Source organism: Streptomyces xanthophaeus (assembly GCF_030440515.1).
In the GTDB taxonomy this organism is placed as follows: Bacteria; Actinomycetota; Actinomycetes; order Streptomycetales; family Streptomycetaceae; genus Streptomyces; species Streptomyces kutzneri.
Window position 1 is genome coordinate 351923 of record NZ_CP076543.1, and the last position, 24491, is coordinate 376413.

Annotated in this window: 22 protein-coding genes and 1 tRNA gene; 10 read left to right on the forward strand and 13 right to left on the reverse strand. The window is 72.9% G+C overall.

The annotated features are described in order from the left end of the window. Positions 1-3 precede the first annotated feature (3 nt). A complete protein-coding gene (locus KO717_RS01590) occupies positions 4-630 on the forward strand; it encodes a DUF6629 family protein (protein ID WP_301363932.1) in 627 nt (208 codons plus the stop codon). 92 nt (positions 631-722) lie between these two features. Next, positions 723-2363 (forward strand): GMC oxidoreductase, encoded by a 1641-nt coding sequence (locus tag KO717_RS01595; protein WP_301363933.1) that lies wholly within the window; start codon positions 723-725, stop codon positions 2361-2363. An 83-nt stretch (positions 2364-2446) separates the two neighbouring features. Here the strand turns inward: KO717_RS01595 and KO717_RS01600 are convergent, their stop codons facing one another. From KO717_RS01600 to KO717_RS01615, 4 genes are all read right to left on the reverse strand, one after another. Then, positions 2447-2926 (reverse strand): carboxymuconolactone decarboxylase family protein, encoded by a 480-nt coding sequence (locus KO717_RS01600; RefSeq protein ID WP_301363934.1) that lies wholly within the window; start codon positions 2924-2926, stop codon positions 2447-2449. Then, positions 2923-4005, reverse strand: coding sequence for an NAD(P)H-dependent amine dehydrogenase family protein (locus KO717_RS01605; RefSeq protein ID WP_301363935.1), 1083 nt, complete (start codon positions 4003-4005; stop codon positions 2923-2925). Before KO717_RS01605 ends, KO717_RS01600 begins: the two co-directional genes overlap by 4 nt. Before the next feature lie 70 nt (positions 4006-4075). Further along, positions 4076-4273: a DUF6126 family protein gene (locus tag KO717_RS01610; protein ID WP_301363936.1), complete on the reverse strand. Its 198-nt coding sequence runs from the start codon at positions 4271-4273 to the stop codon at positions 4076-4078. A 16-nt stretch (positions 4274-4289) separates the two neighbouring features. After that, positions 4290-4970 carry a helix-turn-helix domain-containing protein gene (locus KO717_RS01615; protein WP_301363937.1) on the reverse strand — a complete coding sequence of 227 codons (681 nt, stop codon included), beginning with the start codon at positions 4968-4970 and terminating at the stop codon, positions 4290-4292. Between the two features lie 201 nt (positions 4971-5171). On the opposite strand from KO717_RS01615, the gene KO717_RS01620 reads away from it, so the two are divergent. Further along, a complete protein-coding gene (locus KO717_RS01620; protein ID WP_301363938.1) occupies positions 5172-6152 on the forward strand; it encodes a magnesium transporter CorA family protein in 981 nt (326 codons plus the stop codon). 29 nt (positions 6153-6181) lie between these two features. On the opposite strand, the gene KO717_RS01625 is transcribed toward KO717_RS01620, so the two are convergent. After that, entirely contained in the window at positions 6182-7714 is a 1533-nt protein-coding gene (locus KO717_RS01625) for an ATP-dependent DNA ligase (protein ID WP_301363950.1), read from the reverse strand. A 184-nt stretch (positions 7715-7898) separates the two neighbouring features. On the opposite strand from KO717_RS01625, the gene KO717_RS01630 reads away from it, so the two are divergent. From KO717_RS01630 to KO717_RS01640, 3 genes are all read left to right on the forward strand, one after another. Next, positions 7899-10607 (forward strand): alpha/beta fold hydrolase, encoded by a 2709-nt coding sequence (locus tag KO717_RS01630; RefSeq protein ID WP_301363951.1) that lies wholly within the window; start codon positions 7899-7901, stop codon positions 10605-10607. After that, positions 10604-11476 (forward strand): ABC transporter permease, encoded by an 873-nt coding sequence (locus tag KO717_RS01635; RefSeq protein WP_301363952.1) that lies wholly within the window; start codon positions 10604-10606, stop codon positions 11474-11476. The genes KO717_RS01630 and KO717_RS01635 overlap by 4 nt, the downstream gene beginning before the upstream one ends. A gap of 140 nt (positions 11477-11616) precedes the next feature. Further along, a complete protein-coding gene (locus KO717_RS01640) occupies positions 11617-12345 on the forward strand; it encodes a carbonic anhydrase (RefSeq protein WP_301363953.1) in 729 nt (242 codons plus the stop codon). Between the two features lie 4 nt (positions 12346-12349). On the opposite strand, the gene KO717_RS01645 is transcribed toward KO717_RS01640, so the two are convergent. Beyond that, a complete protein-coding gene (locus KO717_RS01645) occupies positions 12350-13303 on the reverse strand; it encodes an aldo/keto reductase (protein ID WP_301363954.1) in 954 nt (317 codons plus the stop codon). 262 nt (positions 13304-13565) lie between these two features. Between KO717_RS01645 and KO717_RS01650 the strand changes: the two genes are divergently transcribed. After that, complete coding sequence (locus KO717_RS01650) at positions 13566-14354, forward strand: hypothetical protein (protein ID WP_301363956.1); 789 nt, start codon at positions 13566-13568, stop codon at positions 14352-14354. A gap of 30 nt (positions 14355-14384) precedes the next feature. Here the strand turns inward: KO717_RS01650 and galK are convergent, their stop codons facing one another. The 4 genes from galK to KO717_RS01670 all read right to left on the reverse strand — a co-directional run bounded on the left by galK (position 14385) and on the right by KO717_RS01670 (position 18590). After that, a complete protein-coding gene (gene galK / locus KO717_RS01655) occupies positions 14385-15545 on the reverse strand; it encodes a galactokinase (RefSeq protein WP_301363957.1) in 1161 nt (386 codons plus the stop codon). After that, positions 15542-16585 (reverse strand): galactose-1-phosphate uridylyltransferase, encoded by a 1044-nt coding sequence (galT, locus tag KO717_RS01660; protein WP_301363958.1) that lies wholly within the window; start codon positions 16583-16585, stop codon positions 15542-15544. The genes galK and galT overlap by 4 nt, the downstream gene beginning before the upstream one ends. Before the next feature lie 270 nt (positions 16586-16855). Then, complete coding sequence (locus KO717_RS01665) at positions 16856-17476, reverse strand: RICIN domain-containing protein (protein WP_301363960.1); 621 nt, start codon at positions 17474-17476, stop codon at positions 16856-16858. 220 nt (positions 17477-17696) lie between these two features. Further along, positions 17697-18590, reverse strand: coding sequence for an SCO6745 family protein (locus tag KO717_RS01670; protein ID WP_301363963.1), 894 nt, complete (start codon positions 18588-18590; stop codon positions 17697-17699). Between the two features lie 115 nt (positions 18591-18705). On the opposite strand from KO717_RS01670, the gene KO717_RS01675 reads away from it, so the two are divergent. Together KO717_RS01675 and KO717_RS01680 are read left to right on the forward strand one after the other, a co-directional pair. Beyond that, complete coding sequence (locus tag KO717_RS01675) at positions 18706-20349, forward strand: N,N-dimethylformamidase beta subunit family domain-containing protein (RefSeq protein WP_301363964.1); 1644 nt, start codon at positions 18706-18708, stop codon at positions 20347-20349. A 158-nt stretch (positions 20350-20507) separates the two neighbouring features. Next, positions 20508-20906, forward strand: a complete 399-nt coding sequence (locus KO717_RS01680) for a VOC family protein (protein WP_301363965.1) — start codon at positions 20508-20510, stop codon at positions 20904-20906. An 89-nt stretch (positions 20907-20995) separates the two neighbouring features. Here the strand turns inward: KO717_RS01680 and KO717_RS01685 are convergent, their stop codons facing one another. The 3 genes from KO717_RS01685 to KO717_RS01695 all read right to left on the reverse strand — a co-directional run bounded on the left by KO717_RS01685 (position 20996) and on the right by KO717_RS01695 (position 23740). Further along, a complete protein-coding gene (locus KO717_RS01685; protein WP_301363966.1) occupies positions 20996-22510 on the reverse strand; it encodes a PE-PGRS family protein in 1515 nt (504 codons plus the stop codon). Between the two features lie 223 nt (positions 22511-22733). Then, positions 22734-22807: transfer RNA gene (locus KO717_RS01690), tRNA-Trp, on the reverse strand. 195 nt (positions 22808-23002) lie between these two features. Beyond that, positions 23003-23740 (reverse strand): VOC family protein, encoded by a 738-nt coding sequence (locus KO717_RS01695; protein ID WP_301363967.1) that lies wholly within the window; start codon positions 23738-23740, stop codon positions 23003-23005. A gap of 154 nt (positions 23741-23894) precedes the next feature. Here KO717_RS01695 and KO717_RS01700 point away from each other — a divergent pair, with 154 nt between their 5' ends. Then, a complete protein-coding gene (locus tag KO717_RS01700) occupies positions 23895-24401 on the forward strand; it encodes a hypothetical protein (RefSeq protein WP_301363968.1) in 507 nt (168 codons plus the stop codon). Positions 24402-24491: the final 90 nt, after the last annotated feature.

Consider the following 24491-nt stretch of genomic DNA (forward strand, 5'->3'; position numbering starts at 1 on the left):
CCCGTGTGCTGGAGCGCGACGGCCGATCTGGTGGCGGGCACGGCCATCTCCGCCGCCGGGATCGTGTGCCTGGCGCGGGTACGGCGGGCGCGCGACCTGCCGGTCGCCGCGCTGCCGCTGCTGCTGGGCGCGCACCAGCTGATGGAGGCCGCCGTCTGGGGCACGGGCGGCGGCTGTTCCCCGGCCGCCACGGCCTGGGCGGTGGTCGCCCTTCCGCTGCTGGTGCTCTGGGTGCCGGCCGGAGTCCTGCTGGCGGCCGCGCCCGACGCCCGGCGCCGCCTGTGGGGGCCCATGGCCGCGGGTCTGGCCACCGCCGCGGTGCTCTCGTACTGCCTCGCGACCCGGCCGGTGACCGCCGAGATCCGGGGCCACACCATCGGCTACGGCGTGAATGTTCCGTGGATGCCGCTGGTGCTGACGGGCTACCTGTTCGCCACTCTCGGCTCCCTGCTGCTCGGGGGCGACCGGCGGCTCGGGACCCTCGGTGTGGTGCTGGCGGTGGGGGCGCCGGCCTGCTCAGCGCTGTGGCGGCTGGAATTCGCCTCCACCTGGTGCGCCTTCGCGGCGGTCGCGTCGCTGCTGGTCTGGGGCTGGGTCCGGCGCCCGGATGCCGTTCCCCCTGTCACGTGATCGACCGAAAGTTACCTAGACGTATGTAGTGACTTCACACGCGGGCAGCAGTAGAACTCGTTCCCATTCTGTCACCGAGTGAGGAACGTCACATGAGCGATAAACCCCTGTCCAGAAAGAGCTCGAACGGGATCTCCCGTCGCGGATTTCTCGGTAGAACAGGTTCTGTTATCGGGGCCCTGGCCCTGGCGGGCCACATCACCCCGGCCCAGGCGGCCGCCCCACCCGGCCCGATCTCCGACGGTGCCCGCGTACCGGCCCTGGTCATCGGCACCGGCTACGGCGGATCGGTGGCGGCCCTGCGGCTGGCGCAGGCCGGTGTGGACGTGCAGATGATCGAGATGGGCATGTCCTGGGACACGCCGGGCCCGGACGGCAAGATCTTCCCCAAGGTGACCAGCCCGGACTACCGGTCCTTCTGGCTGCGCACCCGGACCAAGGCGCCGCTGAGCAACTTCCTCGGCTTCCCGATCGACAAGGACGTCCCGAAGTACACCGGGATCCTGGACGCCGAGGACTTCGCAGGCATCACGGTCTACCAGGGCCGCGGGGTCGGCGGCGGCTCGCTGGTCAACGGCGGCATGGCGGTCACGCCCAAGCGCGCGAACTTCGCCGCCGTCCTCCCCTCGGTGGACGCCGACGAGATGTACGCCACCTACTACCCGAGGGCCAACGCCGGTCTCGGGGTCGGCATGATCGACCCGGCCTGGTTCGACACCGCCGACTGCTACCAGTTCTCGCGCGTCGGCCGCAAGCACGCCCAGCGCTCCGGCTTCGCCTGGACCTTCGTACCCGACGTGTACGACTGGGACTACATGAAGCGGGAGGCCGCCGGCACCGCCACCAAGTCGGCCCTGGCCGGCGAGATCCTCTACGGCAACAACGCCGGCAAGAAGTCGCTCGTCCAGACCTACCTCGCACAGGCGAAGGCCACCGGCCGGGTCGCCATCTCCGCGCTGCACAAGGTGACTTCGGTCTCCCCGGCGGCGGGAGGCGGCTACACGGTCACCATCGACCAGATCAACACCACCGGTGACACCGTGGCCACCAAGACGGTGACCGCGGACCGGGTCTTCTTCGCGGCCGGCAGCGTCGGCACCAGCAAGCTCCTGGTCAAGCTGAAGGCCACCGGAGCGCTGCCGAACCTCAACGGCGAGGTCGGCAAGGGCTGGGGCGAGAACGGCAACGTCATGTGCGGCCGCGCCAACCACCTGTGGGACCCGACCGGCAAGCTCCAGTCGACCATCCCCTGTTCGGGCATCGACAACTGGGACGCGGGCGGCGCGTTCGCCGAGGTCGCACCGCTCCCCACCGGGATCGAGACGTACGCCTCGTTCTACCTGTCGATCACCAAGAACCCGAACCGCGCCGAGTTCACCTGGAATGCGGCGACGGGCACGGCCGAGCTGAGCTGGCAGACCGCCTGGAAGCAGCCGTCCATCTCCATGGCCAAGACGATCTTCGACAAGATCAACTCGAAGGAGGGCACGATCTACCGGACCGACCTGTTCGGTGGGAACAAGATCTGGAACGACACCCTCACCTACCACCCGCTCGGCGGCGCGGTCCTGAACAAGGCGACCGACAACTACGGGCGCCTGCACGGCTACACCGGCCTGTACGTGATCGACGGCGCGCTCATCCCCGGCAACGCGAGCGTGAATCCCTTCGTCACCATCACGGCACTCGCCGAACGCAACATAGAGAAGATCATCGCCACCGACCTTCCGTAGAGCCGCGTCCTCCCCCCAGCGGCCGGGGCCGTTCGGATCTCCCGAACGGCCCCTTTTGGCTGTGTGCCGCGCCCCGCCGCCGCTCAGTGCCCCGGCAGCACGCAGACACTGTCCAGGCCGAGCACGTGGTTGAGCCGGCCGAAGGCCAGCCAGGACCCGATGCTCATCGTCAGCTCCACGATCTCCAGCTGGCTGTAGTGCGCGGTCATCCGGTCCCAGAACTCCTCGTCGAGCCCGTGGTGGTCGAGGGTGTACCGCTCGGCGTACTCCGCCGCCAGCCGGGTGCGCTCGTCGAACGCGTCGGTCGTACGCCACGCGGTGACCGCGTCGGAGAACTCCTCCTCGACCTTCTCCCCGTCCCGCTCGGTCCGCCAGTCCAGGCAGAAGACGCACCCGTTGATCTGCGCGACGCGCAGCCGGGCGGCCTCGAACTCGCGCAGCCCCAGGGTGGTGTGGGCGTACACCGACAGGGAGAAGTTCGCGGCGGCCATGCCGATGCCGGGGACCATGTCGCCCCAGACGTACTCGATGGGGTGCTGGCCTTCGGGGATGTCGATCCTCATGACTGTTTCCTTCCGAGTCTGCCGATGGCGGGGCGCAGCGGGATGTCGAGGGCGTCGTAGAGTCCGGGTTCCGCCTCGACGAGCCAGTCGATGGCGCCGACGAGGCGGCCGACGGCGGTCGCGTTGCCGCCCGCCGAGCGGTTCTCGCCCTCGTCCGTGGCCTCGATGGTGACCTCGATGCGCGGGCGGCCCTCGATGACGACCCGGTGGGCGCCGTCGCCGCCGTCGGGCGGCATGGGCCAGTCCGGTGCGCACGAGGCGTGGATGCGGGTGACGTGCTCGATGACGATGCGGGGCTCGCCCTCGACGATGCCCTGCACCTCGAAGCGGATGGCGCCCTGGGTGCCGGCCTCGAACGCGCCCATGGTCCTGGTGGTCACCGTGGTGTCGAGCGCGCGGCGGTCCGACGTCTCGCGGATCTCGTCGAGTTCGACCCCGAGCGCGCGGGCCATCATCCGTATCTGCCCGCCCCAGACCATGGTGGGGATCGAGGGCATGAGCATCATCGGCTCGTGGTCCATGGGCCGGCCCATGCCGACGAGGTGGCGGACGGAGTCCGGCTGGTCGTAGGTGGAGTAGTCGAAGATCTCCTGGCAGCGGATGACGTCGATGGTGGTGCCGAGCCCGCTGAGCAGGAGTGGGAGTACGTCGTTGCCCCACCCGGGGTCGACGCCGGAGGCGAAGAGCGAGCCGCCGCCCTCCGCGACGGCGGCGAGCACCGGGTCGCGGAACTCGGGCGGGGCGCTGCGGTGGTCGTAGAGCGGGTACAGGGCCGGGCTGACGACGACCGCGCCGGACCGGACGGCGCGGGTGATGTCGGCGAGTGCCTCGTCGGGCCGGATGTCTCCGGACGCGGCGTACACCACTGCCTGGGGGCGGGCGGCGAGTACGGCTTCGATGTCGTCGGTGGCCTCGACGCCCAACAGGCGGTCGAGCCCGCCGAGTTCTCCCGCGTCGCGGCCGACCTTGGCTGGATTGTGGACGATGACTGCGCAGAGTTGGAGCGCGGGATGGGCCTCGACGGCACGGATCGCCAGACGGCCCACGTTGCCGGTACCCCAGACAACCGTGGAAATCATGCGCGGAGGGTAGCCACAGGTCCTTGACGTTGCCAGAGTCGCGCGGCCTGAACTCGCCCGTCTTCTCCCGCTACTGGTTCTGGCCTCCCAGGACGAAGAGGAGGTAGACGAAGAAGGCGAAGAGATGACCCACGAACAAGTAGGCGATCAGCCGGATGATCAGGCCGCGCGGGAACTTGGATTCGAAGCGGGCCCGTATGGTCGCGGGCACGGTCGCGGTCGTGGTCGTGGACGCGGGCGCGGGCGCGGGCTTCTCGGCTCGGGACATGGGTGCGGCTCCTCCGCTATCGGTGGTGCGAGGTCGTGGGCGTGGTGGGCGCGGTGGGCGCGGCCGTGGTGGCACCGCCGAGGCACAGCCCGGCGAGGCTGCTCTGCAGCAGGGTGTGGACGAAGAGCAGGTCGGCCCCGCCCGAGGAGGCCGCGCCGATCCGGTGCGGTGTGAGCGAGTCGAAGTGCGCGCTGTCCCCGGGCTCCAGCAGGTGTTCGGCCTCTCCCAGGTGCAGCCGCAGCCGCCCTTCCAGGACGTACAGCCATTCCTCGCCGGGGTGTACGCGGACCAGCTCGCCCTGGCTGCGACCGTGAGGCACGTGCACGCGCAGCGCCTGCATGCCCCGGCCGGAGCCGCCGGCCTGCCAGTACGTCCAGCCGTCGGCCTCGCGGGCACCCGGACCGCCGGCCCGTACGATGGGATCCGCGACGGCGGGTGTCTCGCCGAGCAGCTCGGAGACGGTCGTACCGTAGGTGCGGGCGAGTCCGAGCAGGAGCGGCAGCGAGGGCTGGCGCCGGCCGGTCTCCAGGCGGGACAGGTGGGCCGGTGAGAGCCGGGCCCGTGCGGCGGCGGCCTCCAGGGTGAGTCCGGCACGGCGGCGCAGGTCCCGCAGCTGCGGGGCGACGGCGGTCAGCTCGTCCGCCGGTTCGTCGGGACCGGCCGCGCCTTCGGGGCCGGTGTCGGATCCGGGTGTCATACCCCGATTGAGCCAGACTCTTGCCTGACTGGCAAACCTACTTGCCTCTGAGGCAAATCTTCGCCGGGGACGCCCCCGCCTCACCTGTTCGAGGGCCCGTTGCCGGGCGAATGCGTCACCGCGGTTGCGCGGGGTCCCGCGCCGCAGAGGCTGGGAGCCACGGCACCGGATGACCTACGGCGAGGGACGATGATCGTATCGATGATGTCCATGCCGGAGGGCATCCTGACCCGCGGCTCCGTGTCGCAGGCACGCGAGCGTCTCGCCACGTCCCGCTTCCTGTTCGTGGACGTGGAACTGCCCGAGGACAGCGCGCCCGGAGAACCGTCGCTCGCCCACCTGCTGGGCCTCGATGCCGAGGAGGTGACTTGGCTCGGGCGCAAGGAGGAATCGGCCCGGGCGGAGATCTTCGGGGACAACGGCGCGTTCGTCGTGCCCGCGGTCGACGCGGACCGGGTCGTCCACGTCCACGCCCTGGTGACCGAGCGGTACCTCCTCACGGTGCACCGGGGGCCGGCCCCGCTGATCGGGGACGTGACGGCCCGGTTCCCGCGCGAGAGCCCGCCGGACTCCGTGGCCATGCTGTTCCTGCTGCTGGACGAGGCCATGGAGACCTATCGACGGGCCGCCGTCCAAGCCCTCCTGGAGGTGGAGGACCTGGAGGACGCCATGTTCCGCCGGCGCGAGCCCGAGCAGCTCTACCGCCTGGCACGGCTGCGGCGCACCGCGGCCCTGCTGCACCACACCCTTCTCCCCTACCACCGGGTGGCGGAGGAGACCGTCACGCGCCGGGTGATGAACCGCGGCTTCCACCAGGAGCGCCAGCAGCTCGTCCGCGAGTACCGGCGCACCGCGAATCTGGTGCTCACGGACATCGAGTCCCTCCAGGAGAGCGCCCGGCGGGCCTTCGGCAGCTATTCCTCCCTGGTGTCGGGCGACCAGAACGGCGTGATCAACCGGCTGGCGGTGGTGTCGACGATCTTCCTGCCGCTGACCTTCCTGACGGGGTTCTTCGGCATGAACTTCGCCTACCTGACGGACGAACTGGAGAGCCGGGCCGTCTTCTGGCTGCTCGCGGTGGGCTTGCAGGTGCTCTTCCTGCTCGCGGCCCTCTACGTGCTCCACCGCACCCGGCTCTGGCGCAGACTGCGCGAGGACGACAGCGACTTCGACGACGCGTAGGGCGTCCGGCCCCTCGGCCCGGGCACCTCCTAGCCGGCGTGCGCCGCCAGGACCGTGGCCACCGTGTCCGCCTCGGTCGCGGTCTTGTCCGGGCGGTGGCGCAGGACGCGGGCGAAGCGGAGGGTCACTCCGGCCGGGTAGCGGGAGGAGCGCTGGAGGCCGTCGTAGGCGATCTCGACGACCAGTTCCGGGCGGACCCGGACGGTGAAGCCGTCGTCCTCGACCGCCAGCCCGCGCAGCCGCTCCGTCTGCCAGCGCAGCATCTCGTCGGTGAGCCCCTTGAAGGTCTTGCCCAGCATGGCGTACGTGCCGTCGCCGGTGCGCGCCCCCAGGTGCAGGTTCGACAGCAGGCCGGTGCGCCGTCCGTGGCCCCATTCGGCGGCGAGGACGACCAGGTCGAGGGTGTGCACCGGTTTCACCTTGAGCCAGTGTCTGCCGCGCCGGCCCGCCGCGTAGGTCGAGTCCAGCGACTTGACGACGACCCCCTCGTGGCCGCGGCGCAGCGTCTCGGCCCAGAACTCCTCGGCCTCGGCGCCCTGCTCCCCCGGGTCCTCGACGGCGAGGCGGCGGACCCGGGCGTCCTCGGGGACGAGCGCGGTGAGGGCCGCGTACCGCTCGCGCACCGGCAGGTCGAGGAGGACGTCCTCGCCCACGGCCAGGACGTCGAAGAAGTAGGGGGCGACCGGGAGCGTCCGCCGGGCGGCCGCGACGTCCACCCGGGAGCCGACCCGGCTGGCGATCTCCTGGAAGGGGACGGGGCGGCCGTCCGCCGCCCGTCCGATGACCTCCCCGTCGAGGATGAACCGCTCCCCGGGCAGCGACCGGGCCAGCTCCGCCACCTCCGGCAGCCGCGCCGTGATCTCGTCCAGGGAGCGCGTGTAGATCCGTACGTCGTCGCCCTCGCGGTGGACCTGGACCCGGATCCCGTCCAGCTTCTCCTCCACCGCGCACGGCCCGAGCACCGTCAGGGCCTCGGCGACCGACTTGGCGGTACCCGCCAGCATCGGCTGGACCGGCTGCCCCACGCGCAGCGTGACCGTGCGCAGGGCCTGCGCTCCTTCGGCCAGTACGGCCGCCGCCACCCGGGGCAGCGAGCCGTCCAGCATCACCGCCCGGCGCAGTGCGGCGGCCGGTACCCGGGCGGCCGCGGCCACGCCCTCCAGCGCCACCGCGTCGAGCGCGCCCTGGCGCACCTCGCCGGACAGCAGGGCGCGCAGGAACGCCTGCTCGGGCCCGGTGGCCCGGCCCAGCAGGCCGGCGAGGATCCGGCCGCGCCGCTCCACGGACCCGGTGCCCGTCACCGTCGCCAGTTCGCTCACCGCGGTATCGACGTCGCGGACGGTCAAGGAGGGGTCGGCCGCCGGTTCGGTCTCCTGGGCGAGCGTGCGCCACCCGATGCCCGGGCGGCCCTGCGGGAGGCGCCCGGAGAGGTAGGAGATGACCAGGCCGGCCTCCTCGGGGGACGCGGCGGCGAAGAGCTCGGCGAGCAGGGCGCTCTTGCGGGACCGGGCGGAGGTCTCGGCGACCTCCCGGGACACGCGTGCGACGTCGGCCAGCAGCATGCGGCCATCCTCCCGCCCGCGGATGTGCCGCGCAGGTCGGGAACGGGCCGGTCCCGGGCAGGCCGGGACGTGGGGCGTGTACCGCAGCTGCGGTACACGCGGGCCCCGGCCTAGTCCTGGAGAAGGTGGGCGGTTCCGCCTGTGGGTGCTCGGAGCCCGGGGAACGGGCCCTTAGGGTGCCCGTATGAAGCTCCGAATGCCCCGGCGCCGCCGAGACCGTCTGCTCGCGGGCGCCGCCGCGCTCGCGGTCGTGGCGGGGGCCGGTACGTGGACGGCCGCGTCCGCGACCGGTGACGAACCCGCCGTGCACCGCCAGGACCAGGTCGTGAACATGCCCGGCGCCGGGATCGACACCTCCTATTTCACCGCGGGCGGCGGTGCGCAGAAGCGTCCCGCCGTCCTCCTCGGGCACGGTTTCGGCGGCAGCAAGGACGATGTCCGCGAGCAGGCCGAGCGCCTCGCCCGGGACGGGTACGCCGTCCTGACCTGGTCGGCGCGCGGCTTCGGCCGCTCCGAGGGCCGGATCGGCCTGAACGACCCCGAGTACGAGGTCAAGGACGTCTCCCGGCTCGTCGACTGGCTCGCGGCCCGGCCCGAGGTGCGGCTCGACGCGGCCGGCGATCCGCGCGTCGGCGTCTCCGGGGCCTCCTACGGCGGCGCGATCTCGCTGCTCGCGGCCGGTCACGACCCGCGGGTCGACGCGATCGCCCCGCAGATCACCTACTGGAACCTCGCGGACGCCCTCTTCCCGAACGGCGTCTTCAAGAAGCTCTGGTCCGGCATCTTCTTCACCAGCGGCTCGACCGACGGGATGCAGCAGGCCCTGCCGGGACAGCGGCCCGGTGCGGCGGCCGCCGCACCGGGCTGCGGACGGTTCCAGCCCGAACTCTGCGCGATGTACGAGCGCGTCGCGGTGGCGGGCAAGCCCGATCCCGAGGCCCGCACCCTGCTGGAGCAGCGCAGTCCGTCGGCCGTCGGCGACCGGATCAAGGTGCCGACCCTGATCGTGCAGGGCCAGGACGACTCCCTGTTCCCGCTGGACCAGGCCGATGCCATGGCCAAGGCCATCGCGGCGAACGGCGCGCCCGTCTCCGTGGACTGGGCGGCCGGCGGGCACGACGGCGGGATGCGCGAGGCCGACCGGGTCGAGGCCCGGGTGGCCTCCTGGTTCGACCGCCACCTCAAGGGGGACGAGGGCGCCGACACCGGCCCGGCGTTCCGGGTCACGCGCTCCGGAGGCATCGACTCCACCGACGGCGAGGTCACCCTGCGCGGAGCGACCGGTGACCGGTATCCCGGGCTGGAATCCGGCCCGCGGGAGTTCGCCCTGACCGGGCCGGAGCAGACCTTCGCCAATCCGGCGGGCGGCGCGCCTCCCGCCCTGTCCGCGCTCCCGGGCATCGGCGGGCAGCTCGCCGCCTTCGGGGCCGGGCTCTCCCTGGACTTCCCCGGGCAGAACGCCCGGTTCGAGTCGGCGCCGCTGGCCGAGGACATGACGGTCACCGGCACACCGACTCTCACCCTGAAGGTGAGGTCGACAGCCGCCGACGGTTCGGCCGTCCTGTTCGGCAAGGTGTACGACGTGGGGCCCGACGGCCGTCAGCAGGTGCTGCCGAGCCAGCTGGTCGCCCCGGTGCGGGTGGAGAACGCGCAGCAGGGTACGAGCGTGCGGCTGCGGCTGCCCGCGATCGACCACTCCGTGGCGGCGGGACACCGGCTGCGGCTGGTGATCGCCGCGACCGACCTCGGCTACGCGACCCCGGCGGCGCCGGCCACCTACACCGTCGCCGCGGAGGGCCCCCTGGCCGTGCCCGTCGCCGCGCAGGTGCGGACCGCCTCGGCCGGGCTGCCCGCCTGGACCTGGTGGCTACCGCTGGGCGCGATCGCGCTGGCCGCGGCGCTGCTGGGCCTGCGGCGGACCGGCCGGGGGTCCGCCGGGCCGGGGTCCGGCGCGGCGCAGCCGGACCCGGCACTGGCCGACGTGCCCCTGCAGATCACCGGACTGACGAAGCGCTACGCGAAGGCGCAGGACCGGTACGCGGTGAAGGACCTGTCCTTCCGCGTCGAGAAGGGGCAGGTACTGGGACTGCTCGGACCCAACGGGGCCGGGAAGACCACCACCCTGCGGATGCTGATGGGGCTGATCTCGCCGGACGCCGGGGAGATCCGCGTGTTCGGGCAGGCGGTACGGGCCGGGGCGCCCGTGCTGTCACGGGTCGGGGCCTTCGTGGAGGGCGCCGGATTCCTCCCGCACCTGACGGGCCGCGCCAATCTGGAGCTCTACTGGCAGGCCACCGGCCGCCCGGCCGAGGACTCGCACATGGCCGAGGCCCTGGAGATCGCCGGGCTCGGTGACGCGCTGGAGCGCGCGGTGCGCACGTACTCGCAGGGCATGCGCCAGCGCCTCGCGATCGCACAGGCGATGCTCGGGATGCCGGACCTGCTGATCCTCGACGAGCCGACGAACGGTCTGGACCCGCCGCAGATCCGGGAGATGCGGGACGTGATGATCCGCTACGCGGCGGGCGGGCGGACGGTCATCGTCTCCAGTCACCTGCTGTCGGAGGTGGAGCAGTCCTGTACGCACCTGGTGGTCATGGACCGCGGGCGGCGGGTCGCCGCGGGCGAGGTCTCGGAGATCACCGGCGGCGGGGACACGCTGCTGGTGACACTGGCGGAGCCGGTGGACGAGGTGAGCGTCGAGAAGGTGGCGGCGCTGGAGGGAGTGGGTTCCGTGGTGGCCGCCGATGACGGGCTGCTCGTACGGCTCGAAGGCGCGACGGCCGCGGGGCTGATCGCCGAACTCGTACGGCTGGAGGTGCCGGTGAGCGGAGTGGGACCGCACCGGCGACTGGAGGACGCGTTCCTCACCCTGATCGGAGGTGCGGCGTGAGTACGGCGACGACGGTGCGGGAGGTGGCTCCCGGCTACCGGGCGAGCCGTACGCTCCCGCTGCGCGTGGAGGCGCTGCGGCAGTGGCGCCGGCGGCGGACGCTGGTCATGGGCGGGGTGCTGGCCGCGCTGCCGTTCATCCTGATGATCGCGTTCGCGGTGGGCGGCGGGCCGGGCAGCCGGGGCGGCGGGAACGGCCGCATCACCCTGATCGACACGGCCACGGCCTCGGGCGCGAACTTCGCCGCGACCTGTCTGTTCGTCTCGGCCGGCTTCCTGCTGGTGGTGCCGGTGGCGCTGTTCTGCGGGGACACCGTGGCGTCGGAGGCCAGCTGGTCCTCGCTGCGCTACCTGCTGGCCTCGCCGGTGCCCCGGGCGCGGCTGCTGTGGAGCAAGCTGGTGGTGGCGCTGGGCTTCAGCCTGGCGGCGATGGTGCTGCTGCCGGTGGTGGCGCTGGCGGCGGGCACGGCCGCGTACGGGTGGGGGCCGCTGAAGCTCCCGGCCGGCGGGGCGCTGGCGGTCGGGGACACCGTGCCGCGGCTCGCGCTGGCGGTGGCCTTCGTCTTCGTGTCGCAGCTGGTGACGGCGGGGCTGGCGTTCTGGCTGTCGACGCGGACGGACGCGCCGCTGGGTGCGGTGGGCGGGGCGGTCGGGCTGACGATCGTCGGCAATGTGCTGGACGCGGTGACGGCCCTCGGGTCGTGGCGGGAGTTCCTGCCGGCGCACTGGCAGTTCGCCTGGGCGGACGCCCTGCAGCCGCAGCTGGAGTGGGGCGGGATGGTCAAGGGGGCGGTGGTGTCGGTGTCGTACGCGCTGGTGCTGTTCGCGCTCGCCTTCCGCGGGTTCTCCCGCAAGGACATCGTGTCCTGACCGGGCGCGGACGGCCCACGACCCGCGGACCGTGGGCCGTGTGCCGTCCGTGGCCATGCTGCCGCGCCCGAGTGTGGCTGCGGTCCCATCGCCCCGGCACGGTGGACAATCGCGGTCATCACGACCCAGGGGTACCGCCCATGCACACAGCTGGACGTCCGGCCCGCCGGGCCGTGCTGACGGGTGGCCTCGCGGCGGCCGTCGCGGTCGCGGGATGCTCCTCGGCGGGCACCCCGAGGGAGACGACCGCCGCACCCGAGCCGCGGCCGGACACGCCGACGGCCGCGTTCGCCCGGCTGATGGAGGGCAACGCGCGCTGGGTGAGCGGGGACCTCGATCACCCCGACCGGGATCCGGAGCGGCGTCAGCTCGTCGCGGCGGCGCAGGACCCGTTCGGGGGGATCCTCACCTGCATCGATTCCCGGGTGGCGCCCGAGCTCGTCTTCGACACCGGGCTCGGCGATCTGTACGTCCTGCGTACGGGCGGGCAGGCGATCGGCCCGGTGGTCACCGGTTCCGTCGAGTACGGGCCCATGACGGGCGGCACCCCGCTGATCGTCGTGCTCGGGCACCAGCGCTGCGGCGCCGTCGAGGCCGCGTACAAGTCCCTGCAGGAGGACGCGCCCCTGCCCGGGAACCTCCAGGCGATCGTGAGGGCGGTGGAGCCGGCGTACCGGCTGACGGCCCGGAACCCCGGCGCCGACCCCGTCGACACCATGATCCACAACCAGATCCGGGTCACCGCGGACGATCTGCGCTCCAACTCCGACCTGGCGCCCCTCGTGAAGAAGGGCGCCCTGGCCGTCGTCGGTGCCTACTACTCGCTGGACACCGGCAAGGTGGACGTCCTGACGGGGGCGCCCGTCTGAGCCGTCACTCGGGCCGTCGCGCCCCCGGGATCGCGTCGATCGCGGCGAGCAGCTCGGCGTCCAGCGGACGGTCGGCGACGGCCGCGTTGGCCCGTACCTGCTCGGCGGAGGTGGCTCCCGCGATGACGGAGGCGCAGCCGGGCTGGGCGGAGAGCCAGCCGATGGCGAGTTCGAGGACGGTCCGGTCGTGCTTCTCGGCGAGCGCGGCCAGCGCTTCGACGACGTCGAGGCGCTCCTCGGTGAGGTACGAGTCGCGGCCTTCGAGGCGGGAGCCGGCCGGTACGGGCGCACCCCGGCGGATCTTGCCGGTCAGCAGGCCGTTGGCGAGCGGGAAGTACGGAAGGACGCCGACGCCGTAGTGGAGGGCGGCCGGGACCAGCTCGCGCTCGACCGACCGCTCCAGCAGCGACCACTCGTTCTGCGCCGACACGAAAGGGACCGAGCCGGTCTCGCGGGCGACGTGGGCGGCTTCGGCGAGCTGCCAGCCGGAGAGGTTGGAGTGGCCGATGTAACGGACCTTGCCCTCGGCGACGAGCTCGGTGAGCGCGGCCAGGGTCTCGGCTATGGGGGTGGCCGGGTCGGGGCTGTGCAGCTGGAAGAGGTCGATGTGGTCGGTGTCGAGGCGGCGCAGGGACTCCTCGACGGCACGCCGGATGTAGGCGCGGCCACCGCGCGAACCGGCGGCGGGGCCGTACTTCATGTCCACGCCGTCGTAGCCGAACTTGGTGGCGAGGACGACCTGGTCGCGACGGCCCTTGAGGGCCTGCCCGAGGTGGACCTCGGAGCCGCCGGCGCCGCCGTAGATGTCGGCGGTGTCCAGGAGGGTGATGCCCGCGTCCAGGGCGGCGTCGACGACGGCGCGGGTGGCCTGGGCGTCGAGTCGGCCGCCGAAGTTGTTGCAGCCGAGGCCGACGGCGGAGACCTGCAGTCCTGAACTGCCCAGGGGGAGATAGCGCATGCGGTTCGTTCCTCCGACTCGACAAGTACATGATCAACTGTGCTTTCAGTCTAGGCGGCCGCTCCGGGCGCCGGACCGAAATCCGGGCAGCGGGCTGTGAACGCCTTGTGACACGCGGGCCGCAGCCCCACCGGCCACCTCGCCCGCCCGGGGTAATTTGACCGTGTGGATCATGACGTCGCCCCGCTGGTCGCGGCCGCGTTCTGACCGGAGTTCCCCCCGGCCCGACCGGAGCGGGGGCAGCCCGACCCGAAGGAAACCCGTGAACCGGAAGCTGATACCGGCCGCTGCCGTCGCCACCTGCGCGGCCGCCGTTCTCGCCTTATTCGCCGGACCCGTCAACGCCGACGAGACCCCCGGCCCCGTCCCGAGCGTCTCGCCCACCGTGGGGCCGTCGGTCCAGCCGACCCCCCGGCCCACGGCCATGCCGTCGGGCACCCCCGTTACGGGCACCCCCGACCCGGGGGCCACCCCCACCCAGGTCCCCACCGTCGCCCCGAACCCCACCGTCGCCCCGAACCCCACGGGCACCCCGCAACCCGGCAGGCCCAGCGGCCGGCCCGGAGGCGGAGGCACGGGCGAGACGCCCGCCCCCACCCCCGCGCCCGGCTGCCCGCATCCCGTGCCCCAGCTCCCCACCCCCGAGGGCGTCCCCGCCCACGGCACCGCCACCGTCGACATGTGCGCCACCGACCAGCGCACCGGCCGCGGCAAGCTGCTCTTCACCTCCGGGGCCGGCACCGACGATCCCGTCACCTACCGCGTCACCCTGCGGTGGACGTACGAGGGCAAGCCCGAAGCGGGATGCGAAGCGTGCTGGTCCTCGGCCCGCTACGACTACACCGAAGACGTCTACGTCAACGACGCCGTACCCGCCCAACGTCTCACCGTGCCGTTCGTCATGCGGCACCGCGGCGAACTGATCGGGGAGCAGCGGCCCGGCACCGGCGTGACCGTCGTCGACATCCGGCCCATGGAACCCGCCGGGCAGGACAACCCCACGTTCGTCGCCCCGGTGCCCGGCGCCACGCCGCCGCCCCAGTCCCCCTGAACCCGGGAGCGGTGTCAGCGCGGGACGGCCTCAGAGGAGGCGGGTGGCGCCCGGGGAGGGGGATGCCGTCGTGATGCGGGGCGGCGTGAAGCCCGCGCCGCGGAAGGCGTCCGTCACCGCCCGGGTCACCGACCGCTCGGCGTCCGCGTCGATCAGGGACAGCGCCGAGCCGCCGAAGCCTCCACCCGTCATGCGGGAGCCGTACGCGCCCGCTGCGTTCGCCGTGGCGACCGCCAGGTCCAGCTCCGGGCAGGACACCTCGTAGTCGTCGCGCAGCGAGAGGTGGCCTTGCGTGAGCAGCGGTCCCGTCTCGCGCAGCCGGCCGGCCCGCAGCAACGCCTCGATCTTCAGCACCCGTTCGTTCTCGGTCACCACGTGCCGGGCCCGCTTCCTCTGCACCGGGTCGTCCAGGCGGGCCAGGGCCTGCTCCAGCTCTTCGTACGGGAGGTCGCGCAGGGCGGGCAGGCCCAGGGCCCCGGCCGCGCGGTGGCAGGAGGCCCGGCGGCGGCCGTAGGCCCCGTCGGCGAGTGCGTGCTTGACCCGGGTGTCGATGACGAGGAGGCGCAGGCCGGCCGCCGCGCAGTCGAAGGGGATGTGGCGCTGTTCGAGGCTGCGGGTGTCGAGGTGGAGGGCGTGTCCCTCGGTCGCGCAGGCCGAGGCCGTCTGATCCATGATCCCGCAGGGGACGCCGACGTAGGCGTTCTCGGCGCGCCGCGCGAGTGCGGCCAGTTCGGGGCGGGTGAGGGTGATCCCGTACAGGTCGGTGAGGGCCAGCCCGGTGGCCACCTCCAGGGCGGCGGAGGAGGACAGGCCGGCGCCGGCCGGTACGTCGGACCGTACGTGCAGATCGGCGCCGCCGACCGGAAGTCCGGCGTCCAGCAGGGCCCAGACGACCCCGGCGGGGTACGCGGCCCAGCTCGCGTCGCCCTGCGGAGGGCGCGCCGGATCGAGGTCGGCGAGGTCGAGGGTGACCGCGCCGGCGGGGACGTCGGCGGAGTGCACCCGCAGGATCCGGTCGGTGCGCCGGGCCACGGCCACCTCGGTGCGCTGCGGAAGGGCGAAGGGCAGGACGAAGCCGTCGTTGTAGTCGGTGTGTTCGCCGATCAGGTTGACCCGGCCGGGGGCCGCCCAGACCCCCTCGGGCGGGTACCCGTACAGCTGCCGGAATTCGTCCGCCGCCGACCCGTTCACGTGCTCGCCACCTCCCGCAGCCGCGCGGCCGCGGCCTCGGGCCGGACGTCGTTCATGTAGGCCTCCATGCCGGATTCGGTCCCGGCCAGGTACTTCAGCTTGTCCGCGGTACGGCGGATCGTAAAGAGCTCCAGGTGGAGCGCGAAGTCGGCCCGGCCCTCGCCCGCCGGGGCCTGGTGCCAGGCGGAGATGTACGGGGTCGGGTCGGGCCGGTCGAAGAGCCGGTCGAAGCGGCGCAGCAGCTCCAGGTAGACCCGGGGGAAGTCGGCGCGGGCCTCGTCGCCGAGGGCGGGCAGGTCGGGGACCCGGTGGCGCGGGTAGAGGTGGACCTCGTACGGCCAGCGCGCCGCGTAGGGCACGAAGGCGGTCCAGTGCTCCGTTTCGAGGACGACGCGGGTGCCTTCGGCGCGCTCGGCGGCCAGGACCTCCTCGAAGAGGTTGCCGCCGGTGCGCTCGCGGTGGGCGGCGACGGTGGCGAGCATCCGGGTGGTGCGCGGTGTCACGAAGGGGAAGGCGTAGATCTGGCCGTGCGGATGCGCGAGGGTGACGCCGATCTCGGTGCCGCGGTTCTCGAAGCAGTAGACCTGCTGGACGCCCTCGCGGGCGGAGAGTTCGGTGGTGCGGTCGCTCCAGGCGGCGAGGACGAGCGCGGCGCGCTCCTCGTCGAGCTCGGCGAAGGAGGTCAGGTGGTCGGGGGTGAAGCAGATGACCTCGCAGCGGCCGGTGTCGCCGGCGAGGGAGGGGAAGCGGTTCTCGAAGACGGCCACCTCGTAGTCGGGGGCCGGGATCTCGCTCGTGCGTCCCCCGGTGGACGGGCACAGCGGGCAGGCGTCGGCGGGCGGGTGGTAGGTGCGGGCCTGCCGGTGGGAGGCGATGACGACCCGGTCGCCGAGCAGCGGATCACGCCGGACCTCGGGGCCGCCCGCGGTGGCGGACGCGTCGAGCGGACGCGTGTCGGGGAAGGCGCGGGCGGCGCCGTCGCCGGTGTCGTAGTAGAAGATCTCGCGGCCGTCGGCGAGGCGGGTGCTCGTGCGCTTCACGGAAGGAACTCTCTCACTCCGGGCTGTACGGCAGCACGTGGGGCTGCTTCCGCACCTGCCGCTCCGCTCCTGAAACCACGTTTCCGGGTGAGCAGGCAGAGGTGGGGCTGCTGGCGGGCCCGCGCTGAATCGTGACCGCAGCCGGACGGCGAGAGCCGCCGCGGTTGCGGTCGACGAGCGGGAACGGCCGCGGCCGTTCCCGCTCGGCATCCGTCGGATCGACCCGCGGAGCGCGATCCGCACGCCCGGAGCCGGTTCCTGTTCCCGAGGTCAGTCGGCCCAGACGTCCCACCATTGCTGCGACTGGAAGTTCTTCTGCCACAGCTGGATGCGGGCTCCGTTGCCCACGACGTTCGCGTCGCGGTCCATGACGATGTTGCCGCCGCCGTAGAAGCGCGCGTTGTAGATCGCACGGTCGCCCGACGGGTGGGACCAGCTCTGCTGCGGGGTGTTGTTGCAGTCCCAGATCTGCACCTTGGTGCCGTTGCGGCCACCGCCGTTGAGGTCGGCGTCCAGGCACTTGCCCGGGAAGCGGTAGCTCTCCAGCGCGCCGTTGTTCCAGAGGTACCAACGCTGCTGGGCGGTGCCGTTGCACTGCCAGATCTGGACGACCGTGCCGTTGCCGCCACCGTTCGCGTCCACGTCCAGACACTGGGTGGTGGGGCGTTTGGCGAAGTCGTTGGTGATCCGCACGGGCTGGTTCAGCAGTCGCTGCGGCGCGGCGACCGTCACGCCCTGGGGCGGTGCGGCCCAGTGCACGGGCTGGGGTGCGGTCCCGGCCGGGGTTGCGGTCACACCCGTGGCATCGGCCCCGGCGGTTCCGGTCAGTGCTGCGGCGAAAGCGACGGCGGTGGCTGCGGTGACCGCCGCCGATCGGGTGATACGAGGCATGTTCCCTCCCAAGTCTGCGGGTGCATACGGGCGTTGTCGCTCCAGGCCGACGACGCCCGGCAGGTGCCGGCAAGCAGCTGAACACAGCCCGGCCCTTCTGTGGCAGAACGCCGATCCGGCCATGGAGGCCTGGACCGTCCGGAGGCGGGCCGCAGAACGGATCGGGAGCCTGTGTGCCGGGGCACCCCGCCGGTCGCGAAGGCCCCTCGCGGGCTGCGGATCAGCCCTCGTAGTCGTACTTCACCCCGATGCCCAGGGTGCCCTGGGTGGGGAGGATCCCGGCGCCGACGATGTCGAGGACCGGCGGGAGGAGGAGTTCCGCGAGCCGGGCCACTTCCTGCGGGGTCAGCGCCGCCCACGGGCCCGAGGCGAGTTCGTCGGTGAGCTTTTCGACCCCGGTGCGCAGCGTCAGCCCTGCTTCGGTGGCCGCGCCGTCCTCGGCCAGCAGGCCCCGGGAGGTGAGCCGCTCGCGGGCGGCGTTCCACCGGCCCGCGGACCACCGGCGGCCCTCGAACCACTGGGCGGGCGCGGCTCCCACGCCCGACTGGAGGACCAGGGACTCGACGGGGTCGAGGTGGTGGGCCTGAAGGGCGGCGAGGTGGCCGTCCCCGCGGTGCTCGCGCAGGATCGTCGCCGCGTGCCAGAGCACGGTGTGCGGAGCCGTGGGCCAGGGCAGGGCGGCGTTGGCGGCGGCCAGCGGGCGCCCGCCGGTGGTGACGGCCTCGGCGGCGCGCCGGGCCAGCCGGGCGGCCTCGGCCAGGTCGGGGGAGGCGGTGCGCTCGCCGAGCAGGGCGTGCAGCGAGCGGTCGGCGGCGACGGCCCGGGCCGCGAGCACGCGGGCGGGCTCGGCGGTGTGCCAGGACCGGGCGAGGTAGTGGTTCACCATGGCGGGGCTGAAGCTGTAGAAGAGGGCGTTCACGAGCCCCGCTCCGGCCGGGCCCAGGGGTGCGGCCCGGTAGGCGAAGTACATCGGCCACCGGTCGTCGGTGGCATAGCCGAGCGCGCCGGCCTCCTCGTAGGCCTCGGGGGCGAAGTAGACGACGGCGTGGACCGGTTCCAGCAGCTGCCACAGCTGCCTGATCGTGCCCGGTGCGTGTGCGGTGCTGTACGTCATCTCGCGTTCCCCCGACGTCGGTTGGTGCCCGGAACAACAGGGGGCCAGCCTAGGAGATGTCGTGCCGGTCAGGCCGGTGAAAGCACGGGCCAGAGCGTCACATAACGTGCTCTCCATGCATCAGATGTACTCGGCCGGGCCCGCCGCGGACGGCGAAGACGCAGGCAGGCGGCGGTTCCTCGCGATCGCGGCGGGGGCGGCCACGGCCGCGGGGCTCGGGACCCTGGCCGGTTGCGCGAACGGCGACGGCACGGGCGAGGGCGGATCCGGGGCGGGGCCGCGGTCCGCGACCGCGTCGGAGTCCGCCGCGCCGGGCGGGAAGCCGCCGGCGGCCGGACCGCAGGGGCTCGACGTCAAGGCCGAGAACGCCCGTCCGGGCCATGCCGACTGGCCCGTGGACAAGGCCGGTCCGGCGCGGGCCATCGAGGGATTCGCGGACAAGGTCAGCGTCCTGCCCGGCGAGTCCTTCGGGCTGCACGTGTCGACGACCGCGCCCCGGTTCACCGTCTCCGCCTACCGGATGGGCTGGTACGGCGGGGCCCGGGCGCGGCTGGTGTGGCGCTCCGAGGCCCTGCCCGGGGCCCGGCAGCCCGAGCACACGGTGGACGCCGGGACCAGGATGGTCCGCACCCGGTGGACCCGTAGCGCCACGGTCGAGACGAAGGACTGGCCGGAGGGAAGCTACCTGCTGCGGCTGGACGCGCAGGGCGGCGAGGGCCGGCGTTTCGTGCCGATCACCGTCCGGTCCGCGTCGACCGCCGGCCGTACGGTCGTGGTCAACGCGGTGGCCACCTGGCAGGCGTACAACCGGTGGGGCGGCTACGGCAGCTACGACGGCCCCGGCGGCGGCTTCGCCTCCCGTTCGCTCGCCGTGAGCTTCGACCGGCCGTACGAGTACGACGACGGCGCGGGCCTGTTCCTGGTGTACGAGGCTCCGCTGATCGCGCTGGCCGAGCGCCTCGGCATACCCCTCGCCTACACGACCACCACCGACGTGGCACGGGAGAAGCGGCTGCTGGAGGGGGCGGCGGCGGTGCTCTCCCTCGGGCACGACGAGTACTGGTCGCCGGAACAGCGGGCCCACTTCACGGCCGCCCGCGACGCCGGTACCAACATCGCGATCCTGGGCGCGAACTGCTGCTTCCGCCGGATCCGGCTGGAACCCTCCGACCTGGGGCCGGACCGTACGCTGGTCTGCTACAAGTCGTCCTACGAGCAGGACCCGGGGTTCAAGCGCGGCCATCCCGCGACGGTGGACTTCCGCTCCGCGCCCGGCGCGAACCCGGAGAGCTCGCTGCTCGGCGTGATCTACGACGGCTATCCGGTGGACGCCCCGTACGTGGTGACCAACCCCGGGCACTGGCTCTTCGAGGGCACCGGCGCGAAGGCGGGCGACCGCTTCGAGCACCTGGTCGGCGTCGAGTACGACAAGGTCGACACGGGCTTCCCGACGCCCCGGCCGATCGAGATCCTGGCCCACTCCCCCGTGGTGTGCGAGGGGCGGCCCAGCCACCAGGACACGGCCTACTACACGGTGGCGAGCGGGGCGGGAGTGTTCGCGACCGGCACGATGCGATGGGTGGAGGCCCTGGACGCGACCGGCGACGGCCGCAGCGGACGCAACCACGGTCTGGACGCACGCTCCGGGGCGCTGACCACCCGGGTGACGGAGAACCTCCTGCGGGTGTTCGCGGCGGGTCCGGCCGGCCGGACCCACCCGGCGCAGGACAACGTCAAGGCGGTGTACGGGGGTTCGTGAGCCGGTGCGGCCGCCGGGCCGGGTGGTGGGGTGCGGGTCGAAGAGGGTGGACTTCGCCCGAAGAGGGTGTTTAGGATCGTGATCACGGCATCGCGTGTCGGTCACCGTCCGGGTGAGGCATGGAGGCGCCGTGACGTGCCTTTCGGAGGCATTCACCCATGTCCGTCCATCTGAACCACACGATCATCCACTCCCGTGACAACCGGGAGTCCGCCACTTTCCTGGCACACGTCCTCGGCCTGGAGGTCGGGACCGAGTGGGGACCCTTCATCCCCGTGGACACCGCGAACGGCGTCACCCTGGACTTCGCGACCATCCCGGCCGGGTCCATCACCCCGCAGCACTACGCCTTCCTCCTCTCGGAGGAGGAGTTCGACGCGGCGTTCGAGAAGATCCGGTCGGCACGGGTCCCGTACTTCGCGGACCCGCACGGCCGCCACCCCGGCGAGATCAACCACAACGACGGGGGCCGCGGGGTGTACTTCACGGACCCGAGCGGCCACGGGATGGAGATCATCACGCGCCCGTACGGCTACCAGGAGCCGGGCGCCGAGTAGGCCTCGGCCGAGCATGCGCGGGGCGGTGGACGAGTACGTCCGCTCATCCACCGCCGCCGCGGGCCCCACAGACTCGGATCATCACCACTTCATGGCCCTGTGACGGTCATCCGCTCCATGACGGCCACCGGCAGCACCGGGTTCCGGGCGGCGTCCTCCGCCGTCCCCTCGTCGCCGAGCAGCGCGACGAGGACGGGTACGGGCACCCGTGGATGCCGCGCCGCCATGGCACGTACGCCGCTGTCCGGGTCGTCGAGCATCCGTACCACCGAGTCCGGCGACAGCCGGGGGTCGGTGGCGGCGCGCAGGCGTACCTCGGCGTCCTCGTCCCCGGCGAACCGTTCCACCAGACCGGGCGTCGAGTCCGGGTCGTCGAGGGCCAGTTGCCGCAGCCGCGGGTGCGGGTCGTCGGCGTGGCGGAGCAGGTCGCGCCGTGGGAAGTTCGGGTGTCCGTAGGGCCGGTCGGGGGTGGAGTAGCTCCCGTTCCACCACTGCCACACCTCCAGCAGCATGTCCGCCGGAGCGTCGTCGCACCGCTCTGCGAGGAAGAGCCGGACGACCCGGTCCTCGTCCCCGGCCAGCCGTTCCACCACGTCCGGCGGCAGCCGCCGGGCCGTCGCGACGCTGCTGCGCAGCAGGAGGTGCGGGGATGCCGCGAGGCGGCGCATGGCCTCCTCGTCCTCGTGCAGCGCCACCACCCACGCGACCGGCCGCCGCATCGTCCGCGGGTCGATGTCCACCGGTACGGCGGCCCGCCGCTCCTCCGTCAGCTCAGGACGCGTGGACACGGCAAGGCGTACGTCGTCCTCGGGGTCGGCCGCGAGTACCTCGACCAGGTCGGGGTCGAGGTAGGGGTTGCGGGCCAGGTTCCGGCGCAGCCAGGGGTCCGCGTCGGCGCACAGCCGCAGGGCGAGCTCCCGTTCCAGCCGGTGGCCCTCGACGAGACGGCCCGCTCCGGGCTCGGCGTCGTAGAACTCCGCGGTGAGCGGCACCTCCTCGTGCCGGGCGAGCGTGACCGCGGTCCGCACCGCCGGGGCGGGATCCGCGGCCAGCCGGGCCCGGGTCCCTTCGCCGAGGTCCCGCCAGCCGGCTTCGCACGCGGCGGCCCGTACCTGCGGGAGTGGATCCGCCAGCAGGGCCAGGCGCAGCGGGAGGGGCAGTGCGGGCATCCGGGCCAGTTCCTCCCGGACCGGACCGAAGGGGTCCGCGGCCAGCGTTCCGTACGCCTCCCGCGTCAGTCCCCGCCCGGCCATGGCCGCGGCCTGGAGCATCAGCTCGCGCCGGGCACCGCCGGATTCGCCGAGCACCAGCCGTGACCACTGGGCGGCGGTGAGCCCGAGGGATGCGGGTGCTTCGGCGAGCCTGCCGCGGACCTGCCGGTCCGGGTGGCCGACCGCGGCGTCGACGACGGCAGGTGACAGGTCGCGCCGCGCCAGGACGTACGGCGCCGTGTCCAGGTCCAGCAGCCGGATCCGGATGTGGTCCGGTGCGGCCGCGTTGAAGCTCAGCCCCCTGAACCAGGCCTGCCGGAGCCCTGGCCCGGCTGCCGGCCCCCAGTCCCGGTCCGGCCACCGGTCGTCGCCCCGCCGTACGTCTGTCCCCATCCGAAAGACGGTAGACGATGTCCGGTGTGCCCGTGCCGCCGAAGAGTTGTCGGTCGCCGCGTCGCCGGCCACGGCCGTCCTGGACGAACGCCGGCCGGGCAGGCGCGCCTTGTCCGACGCACTCGGCCGACTGTCCGACCGCGGCCGGTCCGGGCGAACGGCGACGCCCGGCCGGAGATGTACTCCCGGCCGGGCGTTCTCGACAGGCGTGCTGTCGGTGTCGCAGGGGCGGCAGGATTCGAACCTGCGGCCTTCGGTTTTGGAGACCGGCGCTCTGACCAGCTGAGCTACACCCCTTCGGTGGGACCAACCATGACACGAACGGGCCGGGAGATCCAATCAATTCCCGGCCCGACCGTGTGCGAGTCCCTCGCCGGAGTGGTTCTGCCGGTGGGCGACCGGCCGATCACCCTCCAGGGGCGGGGCTGACTGTCCGGGGTGGCCGAAGGCCTGCGCCGTTGACCCGGAACCGACCCGAGCCGTTGCCCAGGGTCAGCGAGGGCTCAGGAGGCAGAACTCGTTGCGCTCCGGATCGGCCAGAATCGTCCAGGAGATCGCGGACTGGTCGATACCGGGGTCGGTGGCGCCGAGGGAGCGCAGCCGGGCTTCTTCTGCTTCCACGTCGTCACCGCGGTAGGGGGCGATGTCGAGGTGGACGCGGTTCCACACGCTCTTGGTGTCGGGGGTGCGGACGAACTCCAGGTAGGGGCCGACGCCTTTGGCGGAGCGCATGGACGCCTGCTCGTCGGTGACCTCGTGGAGCGTCCAGTCCATCGCCTCGTCCCAGAACCGGGCCATCGCTCGCGGGTCGGTGCAGTCGACCACCACCGCGGCGATCGGCCCGGTGTCCTGGTAGATCGGACGGGGTTCCAGGACGCAGAACTCGTTGCCCTCCGGATCGGCCATGACCGTCCAGGGGACGTCGCCCTGACCCACGTCGGCGAGCGTCGCACCCAGATCCTGCAGGCGCGCGACCAACTCCGCCTGATGGGCGGTCGAGGTGGTGGCCAGATCGAGGTGTACCCGGTTCTTCACCGTTTTGGGTTCCGGGCGGGCGATGATGTCGATGCAGACGGCCGCCGGGTCGGGGTAGGTGAAGCCCACCGGTTCGAGGTTCGTGACGCCGGGTCCCTCGCTGTCGATACCCCACCCGAGTGCCTCCGCCCAGAACCGGCCGAGCGCGGAGTCGTCCTGGGCCTTCATATTGATCTGTACGAGTCTTGTTGCCATGCCGGAGATCCTAAAAGCCTCCCCGCCTGCCACCGCAGAATCGCCACATGGGGATGACCTCTTGGGACGGCGCGGCCCGGCCGGTGTGGGTGGCGGGACCGCGAGGTGCGGAGGATCGTGGGTGGTGGGGACCCGTGGAGCGGGAGGTTCCGTCATGCCCCGAAGCCGACGACCGGGGCGGGTGCGGTTGCGGCGCTCGCTCCTGGCGCTCGCCCTCCTCGCGCCCGCCCTGCTGGGCGCGGCCCCGGACGGCTCGGGCGAGACGATCTCCCTCACCGGGAACGGGCCGGGCCTGCGGCTCGACGTCACGTTGACGCAGGTGGTGGACCCGGCGAGCCCCGCGGGACCCGAGTCCACCGGGACCGACCGGCTCGTCGCGACGCGCTTCCGCCTGGAGAACACCGGAACCGCCGTCTACCAGGACTCCCCCGCTCCCGCCGCGCACCTGCTGGACACCGCCGGGCAGCGGTTCACCGGCGATGACGTCCCCACCACCGCGGGGCCGGCCTTCCCCGAGACCGTCACGCTCGATCCCGGCGGCACGGCGGAGGGTTTCGTCGCGTTCCGGATCCCGGCGGACGCCGAGCCGGCCGCGGTCCAGTTCGCCCTCGACACCGGCCTCGCCGACGACGTCGGCCAGTGGAGCCTGCCGCTGCCGTAGCGGGTAAGTTTCGGCCGCCCCCTTGACCGCTCTGGTCCAGACCAATAGTTTCCGGCATGCACAGCGCACGCGCACACGCCCCGCTCCCCG

Bases quoted from the DNA above. Each gene is read 5' to 3' on its own strand.
- KO717_RS01595 (WP_301363933.1), top strand. From the start codon at position 723: ATGAGCGATAAACCCCTGTCCAGAAAGAGCTCGAACGGGATCTCCCGT.
- KO717_RS01600 (WP_301363934.1), bottom strand. From the start codon at position 2,926: ATGAGGATCGACATCCCCGAAGGCCAGCACCCCATCGAGTACGTCTGG.
- KO717_RS01605 (WP_301363935.1), bottom strand. From the start codon at position 4,005: ATGATTTCCACGGTTGTCTGGGGTACCGGCAACGTGGGCCGTCTGGCG.
- KO717_RS01610 (WP_301363936.1), bottom strand. From the start codon at position 4,273: ATGTCCCGAGCCGAGAAGCCCGCGCCCGCGCCCGCGTCCACGACCACG.
- KO717_RS01615 (WP_301363937.1), bottom strand. From the start codon at position 4,970: ATGACACCCGGATCCGACACCGGCCCCGAAGGCGCGGCCGGTCCCGAC.
- KO717_RS01620 (WP_301363938.1), top strand. From the start codon at position 5,172: ATGATGTCCATGCCGGAGGGCATCCTGACCCGCGGCTCCGTGTCGCAG.
- KO717_RS01625 (WP_301363950.1), bottom strand. From the start codon at position 7,714: ATGCTGCTGGCCGACGTCGCACGCGTGTCCCGGGAGGTCGCCGAGACC.
- KO717_RS01630 (WP_301363951.1), top strand. From the start codon at position 7,899: ATGAAGCTCCGAATGCCCCGGCGCCGCCGAGACCGTCTGCTCGCGGGC.
- KO717_RS01640 (WP_301363953.1), top strand. From the start codon at position 11,617: ATGCACACAGCTGGACGTCCGGCCCGCCGGGCCGTGCTGACGGGTGGC.
- KO717_RS01645 (WP_301363954.1), bottom strand. From the start codon at position 13,303: ATGCGCTATCTCCCCCTGGGCAGTTCAGGACTGCAGGTCTCCGCCGTC.
- KO717_RS01665 (WP_301363960.1), bottom strand. From the start codon at position 17,476: ATGCCTCGTATCACCCGATCGGCGGCGGTCACCGCAGCCACCGCCGTC.
- KO717_RS01670 (WP_301363963.1), bottom strand. From the start codon at position 18,590: ATGACGTACAGCACCGCACACGCACCGGGCACGATCAGGCAGCTGTGG.
- KO717_RS01675 (WP_301363964.1), top strand. From the start codon at position 18,706: ATGCATCAGATGTACTCGGCCGGGCCCGCCGCGGACGGCGAAGACGCA.
- KO717_RS01680 (WP_301363965.1), top strand. From the start codon at position 20,508: ATGTCCGTCCATCTGAACCACACGATCATCCACTCCCGTGACAACCGG.
- KO717_RS01685 (WP_301363966.1), bottom strand. From the start codon at position 22,510: ATGGGGACAGACGTACGGCGGGGCGACGACCGGTGGCCGGACCGGGAC.
- KO717_RS01695 (WP_301363967.1), bottom strand. From the start codon at position 23,740: ATGGCAACAAGACTCGTACAGATCAATATGAAGGCCCAGGACGACTCC.
- KO717_RS01700 (WP_301363968.1), top strand. From the start codon at position 23,895: ATGCCCCGAAGCCGACGACCGGGGCGGGTGCGGTTGCGGCGCTCGCTC.